Annotated in this window: 18 protein-coding genes; 6 read left to right on the top strand and 12 right to left on the bottom strand. The window is 64.0% G+C overall.

Annotated features, from left to right (window positions below):
• Positions 1-5: 5 nt before the first annotated feature.
• Positions 6-647, top strand: coding sequence for a c-type cytochrome (locus tag LZ496_RS10545; protein WP_249904640.1), 642 nt, complete (start codon positions 6-8; stop codon positions 645-647).
• A gap of 61 nt (positions 648-708) precedes the next feature.
• On the opposite strand, the gene LZ496_RS10540 is transcribed toward LZ496_RS10545, so the two are convergent.
• From LZ496_RS10540 to sdhC, 5 genes are all read right to left on the bottom strand, one after another.
• Positions 709-1,569, bottom strand: coding sequence for an LOG family protein (locus LZ496_RS10540; protein WP_249904639.1), 861 nt, complete (start codon positions 1,567-1,569; stop codon positions 709-711).
• 44 nt (positions 1,570-1,613) lie between these two features.
• The gene (locus LZ496_RS10535) at positions 1,614-2,579 is read right to left on the bottom strand and encodes an MBL fold metallo-hydrolase (protein WP_249904638.1); all 966 of its coding nucleotides are present in this window, start codon (positions 2,577-2,579) and stop codon (positions 1,614-1,616) included.
• Between the two features lie 96 nt (positions 2,580-2,675).
• Positions 2,676-4,475: a succinate dehydrogenase flavoprotein subunit gene (sdhA, locus tag LZ496_RS10530; protein WP_249904637.1), complete on the bottom strand. Its 1,800-nt coding sequence runs from the start codon at positions 4,473-4,475 to the stop codon at positions 2,676-2,678.
• Positions 4,476-4,478: 3 nt separating this feature from the next.
• Positions 4,479-4,871 (bottom strand): succinate dehydrogenase, hydrophobic membrane anchor protein, encoded by a 393-nt coding sequence (gene sdhD / locus LZ496_RS10525; protein WP_249904636.1) that lies wholly within the window; start codon positions 4,869-4,871, stop codon positions 4,479-4,481.
• Positions 4,868-5,263 carry a succinate dehydrogenase, cytochrome b556 subunit gene (gene sdhC / locus LZ496_RS10520; RefSeq protein WP_249904635.1) on the bottom strand — a complete coding sequence of 132 codons (396 nt, stop codon included), beginning with the start codon at positions 5,261-5,263 and terminating at the stop codon, positions 4,868-4,870. Before sdhC ends, sdhD begins: the two co-directional genes overlap by 4 nt.
• A 159-nt stretch (positions 5,264-5,422) precedes the next feature.
• Between sdhC and LZ496_RS10515 the strand changes: the two genes are divergently transcribed.
• From LZ496_RS10515 to LZ496_RS10495, 5 genes are all read left to right on the top strand, one after another.
• Positions 5,423-6,760: a methyl-accepting chemotaxis protein gene (locus LZ496_RS10515; protein ID WP_436286475.1), complete on the top strand. Its 1,338-nt coding sequence runs from the start codon at positions 5,423-5,425 to the stop codon at positions 6,758-6,760.
• A gap of 20 nt (positions 6,761-6,780) precedes the next feature.
• Positions 6,781-8,058 carry a methyl-accepting chemotaxis protein gene (locus LZ496_RS14075; RefSeq protein ID WP_436286468.1) on the top strand — a complete coding sequence of 426 codons (1,278 nt, stop codon included), beginning with the start codon at positions 6,781-6,783 and terminating at the stop codon, positions 8,056-8,058.
• A gap of 105 nt (positions 8,059-8,163) precedes the next feature.
• Complete coding sequence (locus LZ496_RS10505; RefSeq protein ID WP_249904632.1) at positions 8,164-8,868, top strand: SDR family NAD(P)-dependent oxidoreductase; 705 nt, start codon at positions 8,164-8,166, stop codon at positions 8,866-8,868.
• Positions 8,858-9,784 (top strand): subclass B3 metallo-beta-lactamase, encoded by a 927-nt coding sequence (gene bla, locus LZ496_RS10500; RefSeq protein ID WP_249904631.1) that lies wholly within the window; start codon positions 8,858-8,860, stop codon positions 9,782-9,784. Before LZ496_RS10505 ends, bla begins: the two co-directional genes overlap by 11 nt.
• A complete protein-coding gene (locus LZ496_RS10495; protein ID WP_249904630.1) occupies positions 9,781-10,674 on the top strand; it encodes a 50S ribosomal protein L11 methyltransferase in 894 nt (297 codons plus the stop codon). The genes bla and LZ496_RS10495 overlap by 4 nt, the downstream gene beginning before the upstream one ends.
• Here the strand turns inward: LZ496_RS10495 and LZ496_RS10490 are convergent.
• The 7 genes from LZ496_RS10490 to recN are packed head-to-tail and all read right to left on the bottom strand — an operon-like array spanning position 10,671 to position 17,773.
• The gene (locus LZ496_RS10490; RefSeq protein ID WP_249904628.1) at positions 10,671-11,765 is read right to left on the bottom strand and encodes a winged helix-turn-helix domain-containing protein; all 1,095 of its coding nucleotides are present in this window, start codon (positions 11,763-11,765) and stop codon (positions 10,671-10,673) included. The two genes, LZ496_RS10495 and LZ496_RS10490, sit on opposite strands and share 4 nt — an antisense overlap.
• On the bottom strand, positions 11,711-12,184 hold the full coding sequence (locus LZ496_RS10485; RefSeq protein WP_249904627.1) for a nuclear transport factor 2 family protein: 474 nt from the start codon (positions 12,182-12,184) through the stop codon (positions 11,711-11,713). Before LZ496_RS10485 ends, LZ496_RS10490 begins: the two co-directional genes overlap by 55 nt.
• 30 nt (positions 12,185-12,214) lie before the next feature.
• Positions 12,215-14,239, bottom strand: a complete 2,025-nt coding sequence (gene ligA, locus LZ496_RS10480; RefSeq protein WP_249904626.1) for an NAD-dependent DNA ligase LigA — start codon at positions 14,237-14,239, stop codon at positions 12,215-12,217.
• On the bottom strand, positions 14,236-14,751 hold the full coding sequence (locus LZ496_RS10475) for a DUF1697 domain-containing protein (protein WP_249904625.1): 516 nt from the start codon (positions 14,749-14,751) through the stop codon (positions 14,236-14,238). The genes ligA and LZ496_RS10475 overlap by 4 nt, the downstream gene beginning before the upstream one ends.
• Positions 14,752-14,760: 9 nt before the next feature.
• Entirely contained in the window at positions 14,761-15,411 is a 651-nt protein-coding gene (locus LZ496_RS10470; protein ID WP_249904624.1) for a phytanoyl-CoA dioxygenase family protein, read from the bottom strand.
• A complete protein-coding gene (locus LZ496_RS10465; protein WP_249904623.1) occupies positions 15,408-16,124 on the bottom strand; it encodes a dienelactone hydrolase family protein in 717 nt (238 codons plus the stop codon). Before LZ496_RS10465 ends, LZ496_RS10470 begins: the two co-directional genes overlap by 4 nt.
• Positions 16,121-17,773, bottom strand: a complete 1,653-nt coding sequence (recN, locus tag LZ496_RS10460; protein WP_249904621.1) for a DNA repair protein RecN — start codon at positions 17,771-17,773, stop codon at positions 16,121-16,123. The genes LZ496_RS10465 and recN overlap by 4 nt, the downstream gene beginning before the upstream one ends.
• Positions 17,774-17,784 lie beyond the last annotated feature (11 nt).

Raw genomic sequence — 17,784 nt, 5'->3', positions numbered from 1 at the left:
GTTTCATGATCGATCGCAACAATACCATTGCTGGCTGGGTGCTCTTTGCCGGCATCATCGCGCTTGGCGCCTCGATCGTAACCGGAGAGCTTTTCCATGCGGAGCGCCCCGAGAAGATGGGCTTTCCGATCGAAGGCGTGGAAGCCGAGGGCGAAGCCGGCGCCGAGGCCGAAAAGCCGATCGAATTCTATCTCGCCTCCGCCGACGTTGCGAAGGGCCAGGACGTGTTCAAGAAGTGCGCTGCTTGCCACAACGCCGACAAGGGCGGGTCAAACGCGCTTGGCCCGAACCTTTGGGGCATCCTCGGCGAACCCGTGGGCAAGGGCCATGCCTTCGCCTTCTCCGATGCGCTTGCAGGCAAGGGCGGCAATTGGGATTGGGCGAACCTTTCCGAATGGCTAGCCAACCCCAAGAAGTTTGCGCCCGGCACCAAGATGACCTTCGCTGGCCTCAGCAAGCCTGAGGATCGCGCCAACATCATCGCTTATCTCAACGCGCAGAGCGACGCTCCGCGGCCGCTACCGGCCGCTCCGGCGGAGGCCGTTGCGCCTGCTGCTGGCGACAGTGCCGCCGCTCCGGCGGAAGGCGAAGCCGCGGCCGAAGCTCCTGCCGCAGGCAACGAAGCGGCGGCCAAGCCGGCCGAGTAAGCTTTCAACCAGATTTTATTTGAATAGGGCGGCCCTGGAGCCGCCCTTTCTCTATCTGCCCCTAGCACACCTCATAGTGGCGGCAGACGGCGTCCCATGCCTCTTCGGCCGTTTCGCACCAGGTAAACAGGTCGAGATCGTGCGGGCTGATTACGCCCTCTTCGGCCAGTCCCGGGAAATCGACAACCCGTTCCCAAAACTCCCGGCCGAACAGCAGGATCGGCAGCGGCCTTACCTTGCCTGTCTGGATTAGGGTCAGAAGCTCGAACATTTCGTCGAACGTGCCGAACCCGCCGGGGAAAACCGCGACCGCCCGTGCGCGCAGCAGGAAGTGCATCTTCCTCAGCGCGAAATAGTGGAACTGGAAGCTCAAATCCGGCGTGACATAGCCGTTGGGCAGTTGCTCGTGCGGAAGCACGATGTTGAGACCGATGGATTCCTTGCCCTCGTCGCAGGCGCCGCGATTGGCCGCCTCCATGAACGACGGACCGCCGCCCGAGCAGACCACGAAGTGACGCGAGCCGTCCTCGTCCACGGGAAAGCGGCTGACCCGCTGGGCCAGCTTCCGCGCCTCGTCATAATATTTCGACTTGGCGATCAACCGCTCGGCAACCTTGCGGTCCCAATCGGACCGCGCAGCTTCAAGCAAAGCCTGGGCCTTTTCCGGCTCCGGCACGCGCGCGGAGCCGTAGAAAACGAAAGTCGAAGCGATTTTCGCCTCGTTCATCAGCAGCTCGGGCTTCAACAGCTCAAGCTGGAAGCGAACCGGCCGAAGATCGGGACGGAGGAGGAAGTCGTTATCCTGGAAGGCGAGCTTATAGGCCTCGCTCTCGGTCTGCGGCGATGACGGCACATGCTCCGCGGCGCGAGCATCGACCTTGGCTTCCGGGAAAATCCGCTTGGGGGGTTTTGGATCAGTCATAAGCGGGATTGGGGCTTAGCTGCCCGTTGTCATTCCGCATAGCCTCAAGCGCGCAACGGCCTACAATATTTCTGCTGCCCCTCGGGCGACGAGCGGAGCCGCGTGTCGATATAGTAGGCAGCGGCCTCCTCGACGTAGCCGGCATGCGCTGCATCGATGAACGGAGCGGCATCGCGTTTCCATCCGGCAACGCACTCTTCCTTCGCCCTTTCCGACCGGCCGCAGTCGACAAAGTTCTCGAACGCCGATTTCCACTGGAGAAATGCCGATCGGTCCATCGAGGCGCCGTGCCCCGGTATCAACGTCACGAACGGCGTCGCGGCCACATCCTTGAGCGCCTGCTTCCATCCGTCGGCGCAAGCGGTGTCCATGAAGGGCACGATGTCGACCACCAGGTCGCCGACGATCGCCAAGCGCGCCTTGGGGTCATAGATCCAAAGGTCGGCCTCTGTCGCCGCGAATGGCGCGACATGGACTTCGAGCCTGCGGCCCGCGATCCGCATCGGACCGCTGGACGTGACCGAAATGGTCGGCCGCAACCGATCGGGATTGTCGATCACCGATCGGGCGCGAAGAATTTCCGCCTTGCGCGCGTCCGGAGTCTTTGGATCGGCCAGCATCTTGTCGGCCTGCTCGCGATTGCGATTGAGAAAGCCGGCCAGCGCGCCTTCAATCGCGTCCGTCGCGTAAACCCTGACCTGCGGATAGACCTGCCGGATATCGTAATTGCCGGTCGTGTGATCGAGGTGCCAATGGGTATTAACGATCGCCGCGATCGGCTTCCCGCGCTCGCTTGCATAGACGAGCAGCTTCTCTCCATGAGCGGGATGACGCCCGGTATCGATCACGATCAGGCCTTCGGGCGCATCCAGGAAAATGCTGTTGCCGTCCGGCCCCTTGTCCATCGGGACTGAGCCGGGAATGAGGTGGTAAGCATTTGCCGACGTGCCGGCGGAAGGCGCGGCACAGGCAGCCGAAATGAAGAACGCTGCGAAGATTGCTTTGCGCATGCTTGCCCCCTCTCTCGGAGAAGAGCCATGCATTCAGGATCGGCGGCAAGGGCCGTTCGATGAACCGCCAGACGACTGCGGCCTAGGGCTGTGGGCTTAGTAAACCCGCGCCTTGGGCTTGATGTAGTCGATGTCGTCCGTGAGCGTGTAGGCGTGCACCGGGCGGTAATCGATCTTCACGCCGCCGCCCTGGCCGCCCCAGCCGTCGAACCAGGCCGCGGTGTGCTTCATCCAGTTCTTGTCGTCGCGCTCGGGGAAGTCCTCGTGCATGTGCGCGCCGCGGCTTTCCTTGCGGTTGGCGGCGCAGTGCATGGTGACGACCGCCTGGCTGATGAGATTGTCCAGTTCCAGCGTCTCGATAAGGTCGCTGTTCCAGATGAGGCTGCGGTCGGAGACATGGACGTCGGCCATCTTCTTGTAGATGGCATCGATCTTCGCGACGCCTTCGGCCAGCGTCCGCTCGGTGCGGAAGACGGCGCAGTCGGCCTGCATCGTCCGCTGCATCTCGTCGCGGACCTTGGCGGTGGGCAGCGAGCCCTCTGCGTGGCGGAACTTGTCGAGCCGCGACAGCGCCAGTTCCGACGCTTCCTTCTTGAGGAGCGGCTGGGCGGCGCCGGGCTTGATCACCTCGGCAAGGCGGAGGCCGGCTGCGCGCCCGAACACGACCAGGTCGATGAGGCTGTTGGAGCCGAGGCGGTTTGCGCCGTGGACCGAGACGCAGGCCGCCTCGCCGACCGCGAACAGACCGGGGACCACGCTGTCCGGATTGCCGTCCTTCAAGGTGACGACTTCGCCGTGATAATTGGTCGGGATACCGCCCATATTGTAGTGGACCGTCGGAACCACCGGCAGCGGCTGGCGCGTCAGGTCGACGCCGGCGAAGATCTTGCCGGTCTCGGTGATGCCGGGCAGCCGCTCGTGCAGGATCTTGGGGTCGATATGGTCGAGATGAAGGAAAATATGGTCCTTATGCTCACCGACACCGCGTCCTTCGCGGATTTCCATCGCCATTGAGCGCGACACGACGTCGCGGCTGGCGAGGTCCTTCGCGCTTGGCGCATAGCGCTCCATAAAACGCTCGCCCTCGCTATTGGTGAGGTAACCGCCCTCGCCGCGCGCGCCTTCGGTGATCAGCACGCCGACGCCATAGATGCCCGTCGGGTGGAACTGGACGAACTCCATGTCCTGCAGCGGCAGGCCGGCGCGAAGCACCATGGCATTGCCATCGCCGGTGCAGGTGTGTGCCGACGTGGCCGAGAAATAGGCGCGGCCGTAGCCGCCGGTAGCAAGCACTACTGCCTGCGCGCGGAAGCGGTGGATCGAGCCGTCGTCGAGGCACAGGGCGACTAGGCCGCGGCAGACGCCGTCCTCCATGATCAGGTCGAGCGCGAAATATTCTATGAAGAAGTCGGCGTCATACTTCAGGCTCTGCTGATAGAGCGTGTGAAGCATGGCGTGGCCGGTGCGGTCGGCGGCGGCGCAGGTGCGCTGCGCGGGCGGACCCTCGCCCATATTCTGCATCATGCCGCCGAACGGGCGCTGATAGATCTTGCCCTCGTTCGTCCGGCTGAATGGCATGCCGGCATGTTCCAGCTCGTAGACTGCCGCCGGAGCCTCACGGCACAGATATTCGATCGCGTCCTGGTCGCCGAGCCAGTCGGAGCCCTTGACCGTATCGTACATGTGCCAGGTCCAGTGATCCGGACCCATATTGCCGAGCGAAGCGGCGATGCCGCCCTGGGCGGCGACCGTGTGGCTTCGGGTCGGGAAGACTTTGGTCACGCAGGCGGTCTTGAGGCCCTTCTCCGCGGCACCCATGGTGGCGCGCAGGCCCGATCCGCCGGCGCCCACCACCACGACGTCATAGACATGGTCGATGATCTTGTAGGCGGTCATGGATCAATTGGCTCCGAATGCGATCTTGGCGAGTGCGAACAGGCTGACGGCGGCGCCGGCAATGGCGGCCATCGTCAGGAAGAAGTGGATGCCGACACGCGTTCCATCCTCATGGACATAATCGTCGACCACAACCTTCAGGCCGTCGAGACCATGCTTGAAGGCGGTGATCACGAACAGCGCCATCGGTACGGCGCCCCATGCCGAGCCGAGCCACTCGTTTACGGTTCCGCGATCCAATGCGGGAAGCATGACCAGCGAGAAAAGCAGCCAGAACGACAGAAGCACGAGGGAGACGCTGGTGAAGCGTTCCTCGAGCCAGTGATGGCCGCCGTGATGCGCCGATCCAAGGCCGCGGACCCGTGCCAGCGGTGTAGCGCTTTCGCCCCGGCTCATCGACCGACTCCCATCAAGTAAAACCAGGTCAACGCCGTCGCGAACAGCGAAAAGACCAGCGTCATCACTGACCAGAATCGATTGACCCGAAGCTCATAGCCTGCCCCAGTGTCGAGAACGAGATGGCGAAGGCCGGAGAAGAGGTGCTGCCAGAAGGCCCAGGTCAGGCCGACCAGCACGATCATTCCAGTCCAATGCCGGGCCACCGCGCTGAACTGCGCATAGGCTGCATCGCCAGCAGCCAAGGCCGCGAGCCACCAGGCAAGGACCGCCAGTCCGGCAACGGTCAAACCGGTTCCCGTGATGCGGTGAAGGATCGAGACCGTCATGTGCGGTCCCCATTTCCAGATCGTAAGATGCGGCGACAACGGTCGCTGGGGCTTGGTGCTCATTGGTCCTCGAACCGCCTGTTGAAAGGGCTTGGTTCCCCTAGGGAGCAGATCGCCGTCGCGCAAGTTCGGCGAGAACTAACCCGACCTTAACCATTGCAGCCCCATAGCGGCCCTAGAGAGCAGACTGATTTCTGGGGTTTGAAAAGTCCAATGGCGAATATGGTGCAGGGAACGTCGAGCGGCGAATATGATCTGGTGGGCAGCCTCAAGCTGTACGACACCAGTGGCGATCTCCCCGAGCGCTCCAGAGAGCTTTGGAAACTGATCGGCGACGATGCCATCGTGCTCGCCCGCGAATTCTGGCGCCGCTATGCGCGCTCTCCCGAGGTCAAGGACAAGTTCGATGACGCAAAGATCGAGCAATTGTCGAAGCGGATCGTTCCCTACATCAACGACAAGTTCGATCGCCTCGACCAGCCGGAATGGCCTCGCCAGGCCTATGAATTCGTTGCCAAGGCGCTTGAAGCCGGGCTGTCGCTTTCGACGCTCCTCGCCGGATTGAATGCTGAAACCGAAGCGGCCTATGCGGCGCTTCGATCGAAGCTAACGGACGAGCGAGAGATTGTGAGGCTCGCCCGCGCATTGTCGGAAATCCAGGCGATCGAGATCGATTGCTTCATCCACCACGGTATCGTCGTCACCCGCAAGGAAAGCGAACAGGTCCAGCAGCGCCAGGCCGGCGCGTTCAATGGCCGTGTCATGGGGGTCGTCAACGACTGCACCGCCGAAAGCGAACAGCTTCGTGGCCAGGCGGCGCAGAGCAGCACCGCCGCGCGCGGCATGCTGGGCAAGACGAGCGAAGTTGCGGCGGCGGCCGAGCAGTCGGCGGTGGCGATGCGGGAAGCGGCCCAGACCGCCGCCGGCCTCATTCGCGCCATCGAGGATGCACGAACCGAGGTCGAAGTTGCTGCCGGTGTCGCGACCAAGGCCGGCGACCAGGCCGAAGCCGCGGTCAAGGTCAGCCATGCCTTGTCGGGTCATGTCGAGGCGATCGAATCGATCCTCGGCCTCATCCGCGACATCGCCGGTCAGACCAACCTGCTGGCTCTCAACGCGACCATTGAAGCTGCCCGTGCCGGCGATGCAGGCCGCGGCTTCGCGGTCGTCGCCCAGGAAGTGAAGAGCCTCGCCGCCCAGACGGCGCGGGCGACCGATGACATCACCAACAAGATCACCGCCATCCAGCAGGCGACCAAGCAGACGGTCGAGGCCAATGGCTCGATCAGCACGACGGTCGAGGAAGTGGAGGCTTCGGCCAACCGCATCCGTGCAGCGATGGAGATCCAGGCCCAGACGGTGACCATGATCACCGCCGCCGTCGATGAAACCGCGCTCGCCGCCGACTCAATGAGCTCGACCATCGCCGCCATCCGTTCCGATACCGAACAGGTCGCCAAGGATATCGACCAGGTCGAACAGGGTTTTGGACGCTTCTCGTCCAGAATCGCCGACTTCCGCTCCGCTACCAGCGAGTTTGTTTCAACCTTCGCAGCTTAACACCGGGAGGGCCCAAGCCCATGACCGCGTTGCAGCCATTGACGGATACCCAAGTGAAGAACCGACTTGTTGCGTATAATGCCGACGGCGCGCTTGAGCGCGACCTTCATGGGCTCTGGGAAGATGCGAGCGAGATCATTCGCGAATGCGCGCGGGCGCATTTCGGCGATGCCGCGATGGCGGTGGTCGAGCGTCATTATACGGCCAAGGTCGATGCGGCCTGGGTCCAGAATGTCGCCGACTTCGGGCAGCGCCTCTACCGCGAGAAGCAATCGGTCCCCCAATATATTGCAACGCGCGACAGGCTGATCAGCGACATCATCGCCCGGCTGTTCGAGAAGTTCGCCGGCGACCAGCTCAGGCTATGCAAGCTGGTTACCGCCCTTCAGCGCCTTACCAGCTTTGAAACCGACATCATTCTTGCCCAGGTCGCTTTGCTCGAAGCCAATGAGGCAGCCGAAGCCCGGGGCCGCCAAAGCGAGGAGTTCGAACGTCGCGTGGCCGAGCTGGTTACCGCCAGCGGCACGCAGTCGAGCGAACTGACGGATCGCACCCGCGCTACCGCTACGTCCGCGCGCGGCATGCTGGGCAAGACCAGCGAAGTTGCGGCGGCGGCCGAGCAGTCGGCGGTGGCGATGCGGGAAGCGGCCCAGACCGCTGCTGGCCTCATTCGCGCCATCGAGGATGCACGGACCGAGGTCGAAGTTGCCGCCGGTGTCGCCACCAAGGCCGGCGACCAGGCCGAAGCCGCGGTCAAGGTCAGCCATGCCTTGTCGGGTCATGTCGAGGCGATCGAATCGATCCTCGGCCTCATCCGCGACATTGCCGGTCAGACCAACCTGCTGGCATTGAACGCAACCATCGAGGCAGCCCGGGCCGGTGACGCCGGCCGCGGCTTCGCGGTCGTCGCCCAGGAAGTGAAGAGCCTCGCCGCCCAGACGGCGCGGGCGACCGACGACATCACCAACAAGATCACCGCCATCCAGCAGGCGACCAAGCAGACGGTCGAGGCCAATGGCTCGATCAGCACGACGGTCGAGGAAGTGGAGGCTTCGGCCAACCGCATCCGTGCAGCGATGGAGATCCAGGCCCAGACGGTGACCATGATCACCGCCGCGGTCGACGAGACCGCGCTCGCCGCCGACTCAATGAGCTCGACCATCGCCGCCATCCGATCCGACACCGAACAGGTCGCCAAGGATATCGACCAGGTCGAACAGGGTTTTGGGAAGTTCAGCCAGCAGATCGGGGACTTCACCCGCAAGACGAAGGAATTCGTCGCGCATCTGGCTGCCTAATCGTCATTGCGAGGAGCGGTAGCGACGCGGCAATCCAACCTGGATTGCTTCGCTTCGCTCGCAATGACGGATGACGTTGGTCCGGCGTTTCGCTAACGCCACTCCATGAACATCCTCCTGACCGGCGCCAGCCGCGGCATCGGTGCCGCCACCCTCGAGCTGCTCAACGCATCCGGCCATAATATTGCAGGCCATTCGACCCGTGGTGGAGATGGCTTAATCGCCGGCGACCTTGCCGATCCTGCAGTGCCACGCCGGATCTGGGAAAAGGCGCTGGATCAACTCGACGGCAGGATCGACGCATTGGTCAACAATGCGGGCATCTTCGAAGGCGTCGCCGTCGATGCGAGCGACGAGGAGTGGGACGCTGCCTGGGGGCGAACCCTGCAGGTGAACCTGCAGGCCACGGCGTCTCTCTGCCGGCTGGCGATCAATCACTTTCGTGAAGCAAGCGCGGGCGGCCGGATCGTTAACGTGGCAAGCCGGGCGGCTTACCGTGGCGACAGCCCCAATCACTGGCATTATGCTGCGTCCAAGGCAGGCATGATCGGAATGACCAAGACCATCGCCCGCGCCTACGCTGGTGAGAATATTCTCGTATTCGCCGTTGCACCGGGATTCACCGTATCGGAAATGACCGAAGAATATCTGACCGGCCGCGGCGGCGCGCAGATCCTCGCGGACATACCGCTTGGCCGGGTAACCAGCACGACTGAGGTTGCCGAGGCGATTCGCTGGTTGGCGACCCAGGCACCCGCCGCATCGACGGGCTCTGTCATCGACCTCAACGGAGCCAGCTATGTTCGCTAGACTGGCCTTCGCGGCGATCCTGATGTCGGGAGCCGGCGCAGCGCAACTGTCGATCCCGCTCGGCAAGGCGCCGCGCCAAATCGAGCGACCGAGAGCGCCGATCGAGGAATCCGGACCGTTATGGGCCAAGGTCTGCGGGGATTCGACCGACTGGGACCAGCCCGCACCCCCTGTCCGCATCCATGCCAACACCTACCTCGTCGGCACCTGCGGCATTTCCGCGATCCTGATCGCGGGCGAAGACGGACATGTGCTGATCGATGGAGGCACCGAGGCAGGCGCCGAAGTAATCGCCGAGAATATCGGCCGGCTGGGCTTCCGAATGGGGGACATCAAATATCTGCTTACCAGCCATGAGCATCTCGACCATGTCGGCGGGATTGCCCGGCTTCAGCAGATGACCGGCGCGACCCTGGTGACATCCGCGGGGGCGGAAAAAGTCCTCAACACCGGCTTGCCGAGCGCGGACGATCCGCAGTCCGAAATGCACAAGCCGTTTCCCGCCGCACAGGTCGGCCGGGTGATCGGAGACGGCGGGGACGTGCTGATCGGCAACATCCGTGTCTTTGCAATGACCACGCCGGGGCACACGCCCGGCGCCTTGAGCTGGCGCTGGGAGAGTTGCGAAGGCGCCGTCTGCCGGACGATGGTCTATGCCGACAGCCTGTCACCGATCAGCCGCGACGATTATAAATTTTCAGAGCATCCGGACTATCTCGCGGCGTACCGCGCTTCGATCGCCAAGATCGCCGAAAGTCCGTGCGAGATATTGCTGACTCCCCACCCGTCGGCCAGCGCGATGAAGGAACGGATGACCGGCGAGCAGCCTCTGTTCGATCCGGAGGGTTGCCGAAACTATGCCGCGAAGCTGACGGCCAACCTCGACGCACGACTGGCCAAGGAAACAGCTAGATGAGCTGGCGCGTAACGCTTCGCTGCACCCGCGCCGAAGCCGAGGCGCTGCCCGAATCCGCCGACCTGTTCGTGCATGCCGAGGAACCGCCAGTCATCGTCGCCGACGAGCCGGACCCACATGAGCCGGACGACTGGCGGATCCATGCCTATTTCGCCGAGCAGCCGACGACCCAGGAGCTGGTGCTGCTCCGTCGCCTCGCCGCGAATGGCGAGCCCGAGGTCGAACATCTTGAGGACACGACCGATTGGGTGACGATGAGCCAGCAGGGCCTCGGACCGATCCGCGCCGGCCGCTTCTTCGTCCATACGCCCATGCATTATGCCGACCGGCCGGCAGACACCGTCAATTTCGAAATCGACGCCGGCCTCGCCTTTGGGACCGGCCAGCATGACACGACAGCCGGCTGCCTCGCGGCGCTCGATCGGCTGCAGGTCGCGGGCAAGCTGTTCCACAACGTCGCCGACATCGGCACCGGCACCGGATTGCTTGCCTTCGCGGCGATGGCGCTTTGGCCACGGGCCAAGTCGATCGCGACCGACATCGACGACATCGCGGTAAAGGTCACCGAGGAGAATGCGGCAATCAACGGCGTGAAGCTCGGCCACGGACCGGGCGAGCTTTTGCTGGCCGTCGCCGACGGCATGGATCACCCGCTGATTGCAGCGCGAGCACCATATGACCTGCTGATCGCCAACATCCTCGCCGGGCCGTTGATCGAGCTTGCGCCGGACTTTGCGAGGAGCGTCACGCCTGGTGCGATGCTGGTCCTGGCCGGACTGCTCGATACGCAGGCAGATGCGGTCATCAAATCCTACGTGGCTGAGGGCATGACGCTGGTCGAGCGCGGGTCGGGCGAATGGTGCGTCCTGGTGCTGGAAGCGGCTTCCTAGCTTCGGTCGAGTACTCTACGCGCCAGTTTCATCGCGCCGACGACGCAGGCGGCAAACAGCGCGCCCTCCAATCCGCCGGTGACGACCTGGCTGATCTGCCCGAACCCATCTTCGCCGAACAATGCGCCCAGCTGATCGAGCCTCAGGCGGGAATTGGGAAATTGCTCCGAGAGCAGCTGAAGGCTTCCGCCCATCAATCGCCCGCCGAGCAGGACGATCGACACGCCCGCCGCGCCGCCGATTGCACCGGCAATGGCGGCCGAACGCCTGAGACCGGTCGCCGGTCCGGCCAGCCAAGCGCCGACTCCAACGGCAGCGCCGAGCAACAACCCCTCGGCGGCACCGGTAATGTCCCCCGGCGAACGGCCGAGCAGCAGGTTGAACGCGTCGAGGCCCAGCAACTTGGTGACAGCGCCGATGGCAAGACCGCCAAGCGCGCCGCCGATGACCTGCCAATAGCCGGCACGCCCTTTTCCGGCGATAGCGATACCGAAGCCGACACCGGCCCCGCCGAGCAAGGCCATCAACACCGTCACGCAAACGAGCACGAGCAGCACGGACACGGCGCCCACGCCGGGCTGGAGCGGCTGGGACGCACCGGCGAAGCCATAGACGAGGCCGCCGATGAGACCGGCCAACCCGCCGCCGATCGTCCCGCCCGCACCCAGGATCGCAACTTCTTGCGAGCGTTCATTGGCCTGTTCCTGCGACGGCGTTGCCGTGCCGCCGTCCACCGCGGCAATGAAGCGGTAGCCATGCTTTGGAATGGTCTCGATGAAGCGGGGCTGCGCTGCATCGTCGCCGAGCTGCTTTCGAAGCGTCTTGATGCACTGGGTCAGCGCTTCGTCGGTGACCGGAACGCCGCGCCAGACTTCATCGAGGAAACGGTCCTTCGATATCAGCTTGCCAGGCTCGCGGACCATCAGCGTCAGAGCGTCGAGATAGCGGCCGTTGATCTCCACCGGCTTGCCGTCCTGCCGAAGCTGGCGCTCGCCGGGATCGAGCTGGAATGAACCGAAGCGAAGGCTTTCCGACGTCACTGCTCGCCAAGGGCCGCTGCGAGCGCCTGGCGCTGCGCCGGCCTCCGCCATGCCTGCAGCGAGTGGATCGCCTTGTGCAACTTCGGATCTTCGTCGAGCCGTGAAAGTACGCGCTCGACCATCCGCCAATTGCGGCGAACGCCGGACTTCTTCCAGATGTCGGTCAGCCACATGCGGCCGGACCAGTCATGACCGTCAATGCTTGCCTGAAGGTCGAGCTGCGTCGCGAAGACGGCGACGCCTCCCAGGTTGCGCGCGTAGAGATCGCCGAAGCGATAGCCGTTGCAGACGAAGCTGGTGTTGGCGGCCTCCAGCCAGCTCTTCGTGTCCAGGATGGCACAAGGCTTGGTGCCGATGACCATCCGGAATTTTCGCGACGTCAGCGCCTTCAAAGTCCGCGCGTCGCCGCCGGCCCATGCCCGCATCCAGCGGTTTTCAAGCGTTTCGATGACCGGGAGAATGTCGTTCATGGCTTTGGAGTAAAGGCGCCGCGAGAAGTTTCAAGCACTCGCCACAATCTCCGCCCATTCGGCTTCGTTGATCACGCGGATGCCCAGTTCCTCGGCCTTCTTGAGCTTCGACCCCGCGCCGGGGCCGGCAACAACCAGATCTGTCTTGGCGCTGACGGAGCCGGCGGCGCGGGCGCCCAGCTTTTCGGCCTGCGCCTTGGCTTCATCGCGGCTCATGGTTTCGAGGCTACCGGTGAAGACGATGGTCTTGCCGGTCCATTCGGTTTCGCGTGCGGTCGAGACGAAGGCGGCGGGCCTTGCCAACCGCAGCAACTCGGCAAGTTCCTCGCGGTTATGCGGCTCGTGGAAGAAGTCGACGACGGCTTCGGCGACGATGCCGCCGACACCTTCGACCGATGAGAGTTCGGAAATCGCATTCTCGCTTCGGGCGACCCGCTCCAATTCCTCGATGGTGCCGAAGGCTTTCATCAGATCCTTTGCGGTCACCGCCCCAATGTGGCGGATGCCCAGCCCGAACAGGAAGCGTGCCGGATCGAAGCCGACACGGTTCCGAATCGCATCGAACAGATTATCGACCGACTTGGCCTGCCAGCCCTCGCGGCCGATCAGTTGGTCGCGATGACCCTTCAGGCGGAAGATGTCGGCAGGTCCTTCCAGCCAGCCCAACTCGACGAACTCGACGATGCTCTTTTCGCCGAGCCCATCGATGTCCATGGCACCTCGCGACACGAAGTGGCGAAGCCGCTCGATCCGCTGCGCCGGGCAGATGAGACCGCCCGTGCAGCGCACATCGACCTCGCCTTCCTCGGCGACCGCTTCCGACCGGCACTCGGGGCAGTGATCGGGAAAGACATAGGCTTGGCGCGGCTCGTCGCGGGTCAAATTCTCGACCACCTGCGGGATGACGTCGCCGGCGCGCTGGATCCGCACTCGGTCCCCTACCCGGAGCCCCAGCCGCGCGATCTCGTCGCGGTTGTGAAGCGTCACATTGCTGACGATGACGCCGCCAACGCCGACCGGCTTCAGCCGCCCGACCGGAGTGAGCTTGCCGGTCCGCCCGACCTGGATATCGATCGCTTCCAGCGTCGTTTCGGCCTTTTCCGCGGGGAATTTGTGAGCAAGGCCCCAGCGCGGGCTCCGCGCGACCTGGCCGAGGCGCTCCTGCCAGTCCAGGCGCCCGACCTTATAGACTACGCCGTCGATGTCGTAGGGCAGGTCGGCCCGCGCATGCTCGATCTTCGAATAATGGGCCAGTGCTTCCTCGACTGTCTCGCAGCGCACCAGAAGATCGCTGACGGGGAGTCCGAAGCTTTCGATCTTCTTCATCGCCAGCAGCTGCAACATGCCGAGCGGCTCGCTGATCTCGCCCCAGCCATGGGCAAGGAAGCGCAGCGGCCGGGCGGCGGTGACGCTTGCGTCCTTCTGGCGAAGCGATCCGGCCGCAGCGTTGCGAGGGTTGGCGAAGATCTTGCCGCCCGATGCCTCCTGCCGCTCGTTCAAGGCGGCGAAGTCGGCCTTCGACATATAGATTTCGCCGCGCACCTCCAGCACATCGGGCGCGCCTTTGATCACCTGCGGAATGTCGGCGATGGTCCGGACGTTCGGCGTCACATCCTCGCCGACCGATCCGTCGCCGCGAGTAGCCGCCAGGACGAGCACGCCTTTTTCGTAACGCAGCGAGCAGGACAGGCCGTCGATCTTTGGCTCTGCCGTCAGCGCGACCGGTTCGGTCGCGGGCAGGTTCAGAAACCTGCGAACCCTTGCAACGAACTCGTGCACTTCGTCCGCGCTGAACGCATTGTCGAGGCTGAGCATTTGCCGCGCGTGGGTGACTTTGGCGAGCGCAGAGGTGGGAGCGGCGCCAAGGCGCTTCGACGGCGAATCCGCCCGGACGAGGTGCGGATATTGATCCTCCAGTTCGCGATTTTCGCGGACCAGCGCGTCATAGTCCGCGTCGGAAATCTCCGGGGCGTCCTGGTCGTGGTACAGCTTGTCGTGATGCGCGATCTGCCGGGCGAGGCGCATCAGGCGATTGGCGGCTTCCGCTTCGTTCATTCCATCCCCGCCAGAAGCTCGGCGATCTTCGCCACGCTGTTCATGTTCCGCGCTGTCCCCTGTTTCACTGCCGGCAGTTTGAGCTTCGACTGGCCGATGCCTTCGCCATAGCTCACATAGATAAGGCGGGGACCGAGCGCCATCCGCTCGCCAACAACGTCGCGCGCCTCGTCGATCATCGATTGAGCGGAATTTTCAGCAATGAAGTGCGCCATGACCCGGCTGGGCTTGTCGTCGCTGAAGGGGTTCTGCCTGCCAGCTTCGGCCATTTCCCGGGCACTTCGGACAAAAACCGGAGTCGGCTTGCCAAAATAGGCCACGAGCCTTTCCTTGATCCGCTCCTGGACCGTGGCTTCCGCGAGATCGCTCGCGAACAGCAAATTCCCGCTGTTTATGAAAGTGCGGACCTTATCGAAGCCGCACGCTTCGCCAATGGCTTTCAAATCATCCTTGGGAAGCTTGCCGGTCCCCGACACATTCACCGCGCGGATCAGCGCGACATAGGCAGTCATTCCCGCGCCTCAGAAGCTGACTTGGGCCGGCGGCAGCTGCCCGTCGAAGGCCTGGTCCGCATATGGGCCATCCCGACCCACCCAATGAAGGAAGAGATGGGCCGACCAGCGATTGGGGTTGGGCGTCGTTCGCCCATGATGATGGTGGACGCCCTGGTACAGCACCGCGTCTCCGGCCTGCATTGCGACCGATCCGGCCTTCTCTTCTACCGCAAACTGCTCATCGGCGCGCGCAAATGGCTGTTCGATTCGTCTCGGGGAGACCTCGAGCGGCCAAGCCATCTCGTCGCTGTACGCCAAGGTCAATGACAGGCTGTGCTCGCAAGCCGGCCGGTCGCCATGGACTCGGCAAATGTCGCCCTCCCGATAAAGGCGGAAGTAGGCGTAGGTCGGAAGAAGTGCCTCACCGGTTAGCCGCTCCACCGCCGGAGTCATGCCCCACAGGAAGCTGGCGAACATCGGATAGTGATGGCCATATAGTTCCGGTGCGCCTGCCCGAAGAAGCGGCCCCTGCTGCTCCAGGCTCGACAATTGCATGCCTTGACGCGCCAGGTCGGTCTTCATCCGCGCAAGCAACATGGTGCACACTTCGCGCGGCACAAAACTCTTCAAATGGGCATAGCCCGTCGATCGATAGGAAGCGGCTATTTCCTCGCTCACGCCAGCACTTCACCGAGATAGTTGACTAGGCTGGCCCAGCTGCGGCGCGCCGCCGCCTCGTCATATTCGACGCCGGCGACGCCGATTTCATGGGCCTTGGGATTGGTGAAGCCATGTCCGACATTGCCATAGGCGTGGATCTGCCAGTCGGCTCCGCCATCGGTCAGCTCCTGTCCCAGTGCGACCACTGCTTCGGGCGGGACCATCGGGTCGTTCCAGCCATGATAGGCCGCAACCTTGGCCTTGATCGGTTGCGCGGGAAGGCCTGGCGGGTCGAACAGGCCGTGGAAACTGGCGACGCCGGCTACATCGGCCCCGGACCGGGCCACGTCGAGCGCGCACTGGCCACCAAAGCAATAGCCGATGACCGCGACCCGCGCCTTGTCGACATGCTCGCGCTTCAGCACCTCATCAAGCACGGCCAGCAGGCGTTCGCGAAGCGCGAACCGGTCCTCGCGCAATTCGCCCATCGCCGCGAATGCTTCGCCACGATCGATCACCGGGCGGAACCTTTTGCCGAACAGGTCGACGACAACCGCATGATAGCCAAGGGCCACAAGACGCTCGGCAAAGCCGATCTCCAGCGGCTGCACGCCCATGACGGTTGGAATGATGATAACCGTCGGCAAAGTGCGGCCGGTCCCGTCATGGACGACGACATGGTCGAGGGTCTGGCCGTTATACTCTTGGGTGAGTGAGAATTGCTCGGTCATGCTGCCTCCAATAGCCGGGCCGCCTGGGCGCGGGCTTCGTCCGTGATCGCCGCGCCCGATAGCATGCGCGCAATTTCCTCGCGACGCTCCTCGGCCGTCAATTTACGCACATGGGTGCGGGTCGATCCCTCCACATGCGCCTTTTCGATGCGGTAATGATGTGCCGCGCGGGCCGCGACTTGCGGGCTGTGGGTCACGACCAGCAATTGCGATTTCTGGGCGAGGCGGGCAAGCCGCTCGCCGATCGCGCTGGCCACCGCGCCGCCGACTCCGCGATCAATCTCGTCAAAAATCATCGTCTGGGCCGTGCCAGCTTCGGCAAGCGCCACTTTGAGGGCGAGAATGAAGCGCGACAATTCGCCGCCGCTGGCGATCTTGGTCAGCGGTCCGAAAGGCGCGCCGGGGTTGGTCGACACTTCGAACTCGACCCGGTCGATTCCGGCGGGTCCGGGATCGGCGTCAGTGAGCGAAGTCCGGAAATTGGCAGCGTCGAGCTTCAGCGGCGGAAGTTCGCCGGCCACTGCCTTATCGAGCTGTGCGGCCGTTTCGGTCCGGGACAATCGAAGCTGCCGAGCCTTCTCGTCGTAAAGGTCGCGAGCCTGCGCAAGCTCCGTTTCCAGGGCCGCGATCCGTTCGCCGCCAGCCTCGATCTGTGCAAGCTTTGCGGTCAATTCCTCGCCAAGGGCCGCCAATGCGTCGGGCTCGACGCGATGCTTTCGGGCAAGGCCGCGAATATCGAACAAACGGGCTTCAACCGCTTCCAGCCGAGCGGGGTCGAACGCCAATGCTTCGGCGGCACGGGCGATCCGGTCCTCCGCCTCGCTCGCCTCGATCAGCGCCCGGTCGAGGCTAGCCAGCGCCTCGGCAAGCAGCTCATGCTCCGCCGCGCCCCGCTCGATCCGCCTCGCAGCGGTTCGCAACAGGGTGAGCGCGCCTTCCGACCCGCCAAGCAGTTCGTCGAGCCCGGTCAGCGTCTCGCCTGCCCGTGCCCCCGCCTGCATTGCGGCCCGCTGCTCCGAAAGCATGGTCTCTTCGCCAGGCTCGGGCGCCAAAGCTGCGATTTCCTTGGCGGCATGTTCGAGCCATTCACGATCCCGTTCCGCCGCTGCAGCGGCTTCCCGCGCTTCGGCCAGTTCGGATTCCAGCCGGTCGACTTCGCTCCACGCCGTCTCGACGTCGCGCGGATCGATCCGCCCGAAAGCATCGAGCAAGGCCCGATGGCCGCGCGGATTGAGCAACCCGCGATCGTCATGCTGGCCGTGGATTTCCACCAGGCCGTTGGCAATGTCGCGAAGCAGTGATGCGGAAACGCCGGCTCCTCCCGCGAAGGCGCGGCTGCCGCCGTCGGACTTGAGGGTACGGCGAACCAGCAAAGGCTCGCCTGCTTCGCTTTCGATGCCCTGCTCTGCCAACAGGGCGAAGGCGGGATGGTCGGAAGGAAGGTCGAATTCGGCGGCAACGCTGGCCTGCTGCTCTCCCTGCCGGACAAGGCCCGTATCGGCACGAACGCCGAGCGCAAGGCCCAGGCTATCGAGGAGGATCGATTTGCCGGCTCCGGTTTCGCCGGTCAGCACGCCAAGCCCCGGCTCGAACTCCAGGTCGAGCCGGTCGATCAGGACCACATCGCGGATCGACAGCTGCCTCAGCACGCCGCCGAAAC

The sequence above is a fragment of the Sphingomonas caseinilytica genome (assembly GCF_023516455.1).
Taxonomy (GTDB): Bacteria; Pseudomonadota; Alphaproteobacteria; order Sphingomonadales; family Sphingomonadaceae; genus Sphingomicrobium; species Sphingomicrobium caseinilyticum.
The sequence above is the reverse complement of the archived record's forward strand: the minus strand, read 5'-3'. Positions and strand labels throughout refer to the sequence as shown.

Excerpts from the sequence above, each read along its gene's own strand:
- LZ496_RS10545 (WP_249904640.1), top strand. The coding sequence starts at position 6 with ATGATCGATCGCAACAATACCATTGCTGGCTGGGTGCTCTTTGCCGGC.
- LZ496_RS10540 (WP_249904639.1), bottom strand. The coding sequence starts at position 1,569 with ATGACTGATCCAAAACCCCCCAAGCGGATTTTCCCGGAAGCCAAGGTC.
- LZ496_RS10535 (WP_249904638.1), bottom strand. The coding sequence starts at position 2,579 with ATGCGCAAAGCAATCTTCGCAGCGTTCTTCATTTCGGCTGCCTGTGCC.
- sdhA (WP_249904637.1), bottom strand. The coding sequence starts at position 4,475 with ATGACCGCCTACAAGATCATCGACCATGTCTATGACGTCGTGGTGGTG.
- sdhD (WP_249904636.1), bottom strand. The coding sequence starts at position 4,871 with ATGAGCCGGGGCGAAAGCGCTACACCGCTGGCACGGGTCCGCGGCCTT.
- sdhC (WP_249904635.1), bottom strand. The coding sequence starts at position 5,263 with ATGAGCACCAAGCCCCAGCGACCGTTGTCGCCGCATCTTACGATCTGG.
- LZ496_RS10515 (WP_436286475.1), top strand. The coding sequence starts at position 5,423 with ATGGTGCAGGGAACGTCGAGCGGCGAATATGATCTGGTGGGCAGCCTC.
- LZ496_RS14075 (WP_436286468.1), top strand. The coding sequence starts at position 6,781 with ATGACCGCGTTGCAGCCATTGACGGATACCCAAGTGAAGAACCGACTT.
- LZ496_RS10505 (WP_249904632.1), top strand. The coding sequence starts at position 8,164 with ATGAACATCCTCCTGACCGGCGCCAGCCGCGGCATCGGTGCCGCCACC.
- bla (WP_249904631.1), top strand. The coding sequence starts at position 8,858 with ATGTTCGCTAGACTGGCCTTCGCGGCGATCCTGATGTCGGGAGCCGGC.
- LZ496_RS10495 (WP_249904630.1), top strand. The coding sequence starts at position 9,781 with ATGAGCTGGCGCGTAACGCTTCGCTGCACCCGCGCCGAAGCCGAGGCG.
- LZ496_RS10490 (WP_249904628.1), bottom strand. The coding sequence starts at position 11,765 with ATGGCGGAGGCCGGCGCAGCGCCAGGCGCTCGCAGCGGCCCTTGGCGA.
- LZ496_RS10485 (WP_249904627.1), bottom strand. The coding sequence starts at position 12,184 with ATGAACGACATTCTCCCGGTCATCGAAACGCTTGAAAACCGCTGGATG.
- ligA (WP_249904626.1), bottom strand. The coding sequence starts at position 14,239 with ATGAACGAAGCGGAAGCCGCCAATCGCCTGATGCGCCTCGCCCGGCAG.
- LZ496_RS10475 (WP_249904625.1), bottom strand. The coding sequence starts at position 14,751 with ATGACTGCCTATGTCGCGCTGATCCGCGCGGTGAATGTGTCGGGGACC.
- LZ496_RS10465 (WP_249904623.1), bottom strand. The coding sequence starts at position 16,124 with ATGACCGAGCAATTCTCACTCACCCAAGAGTATAACGGCCAGACCCTC.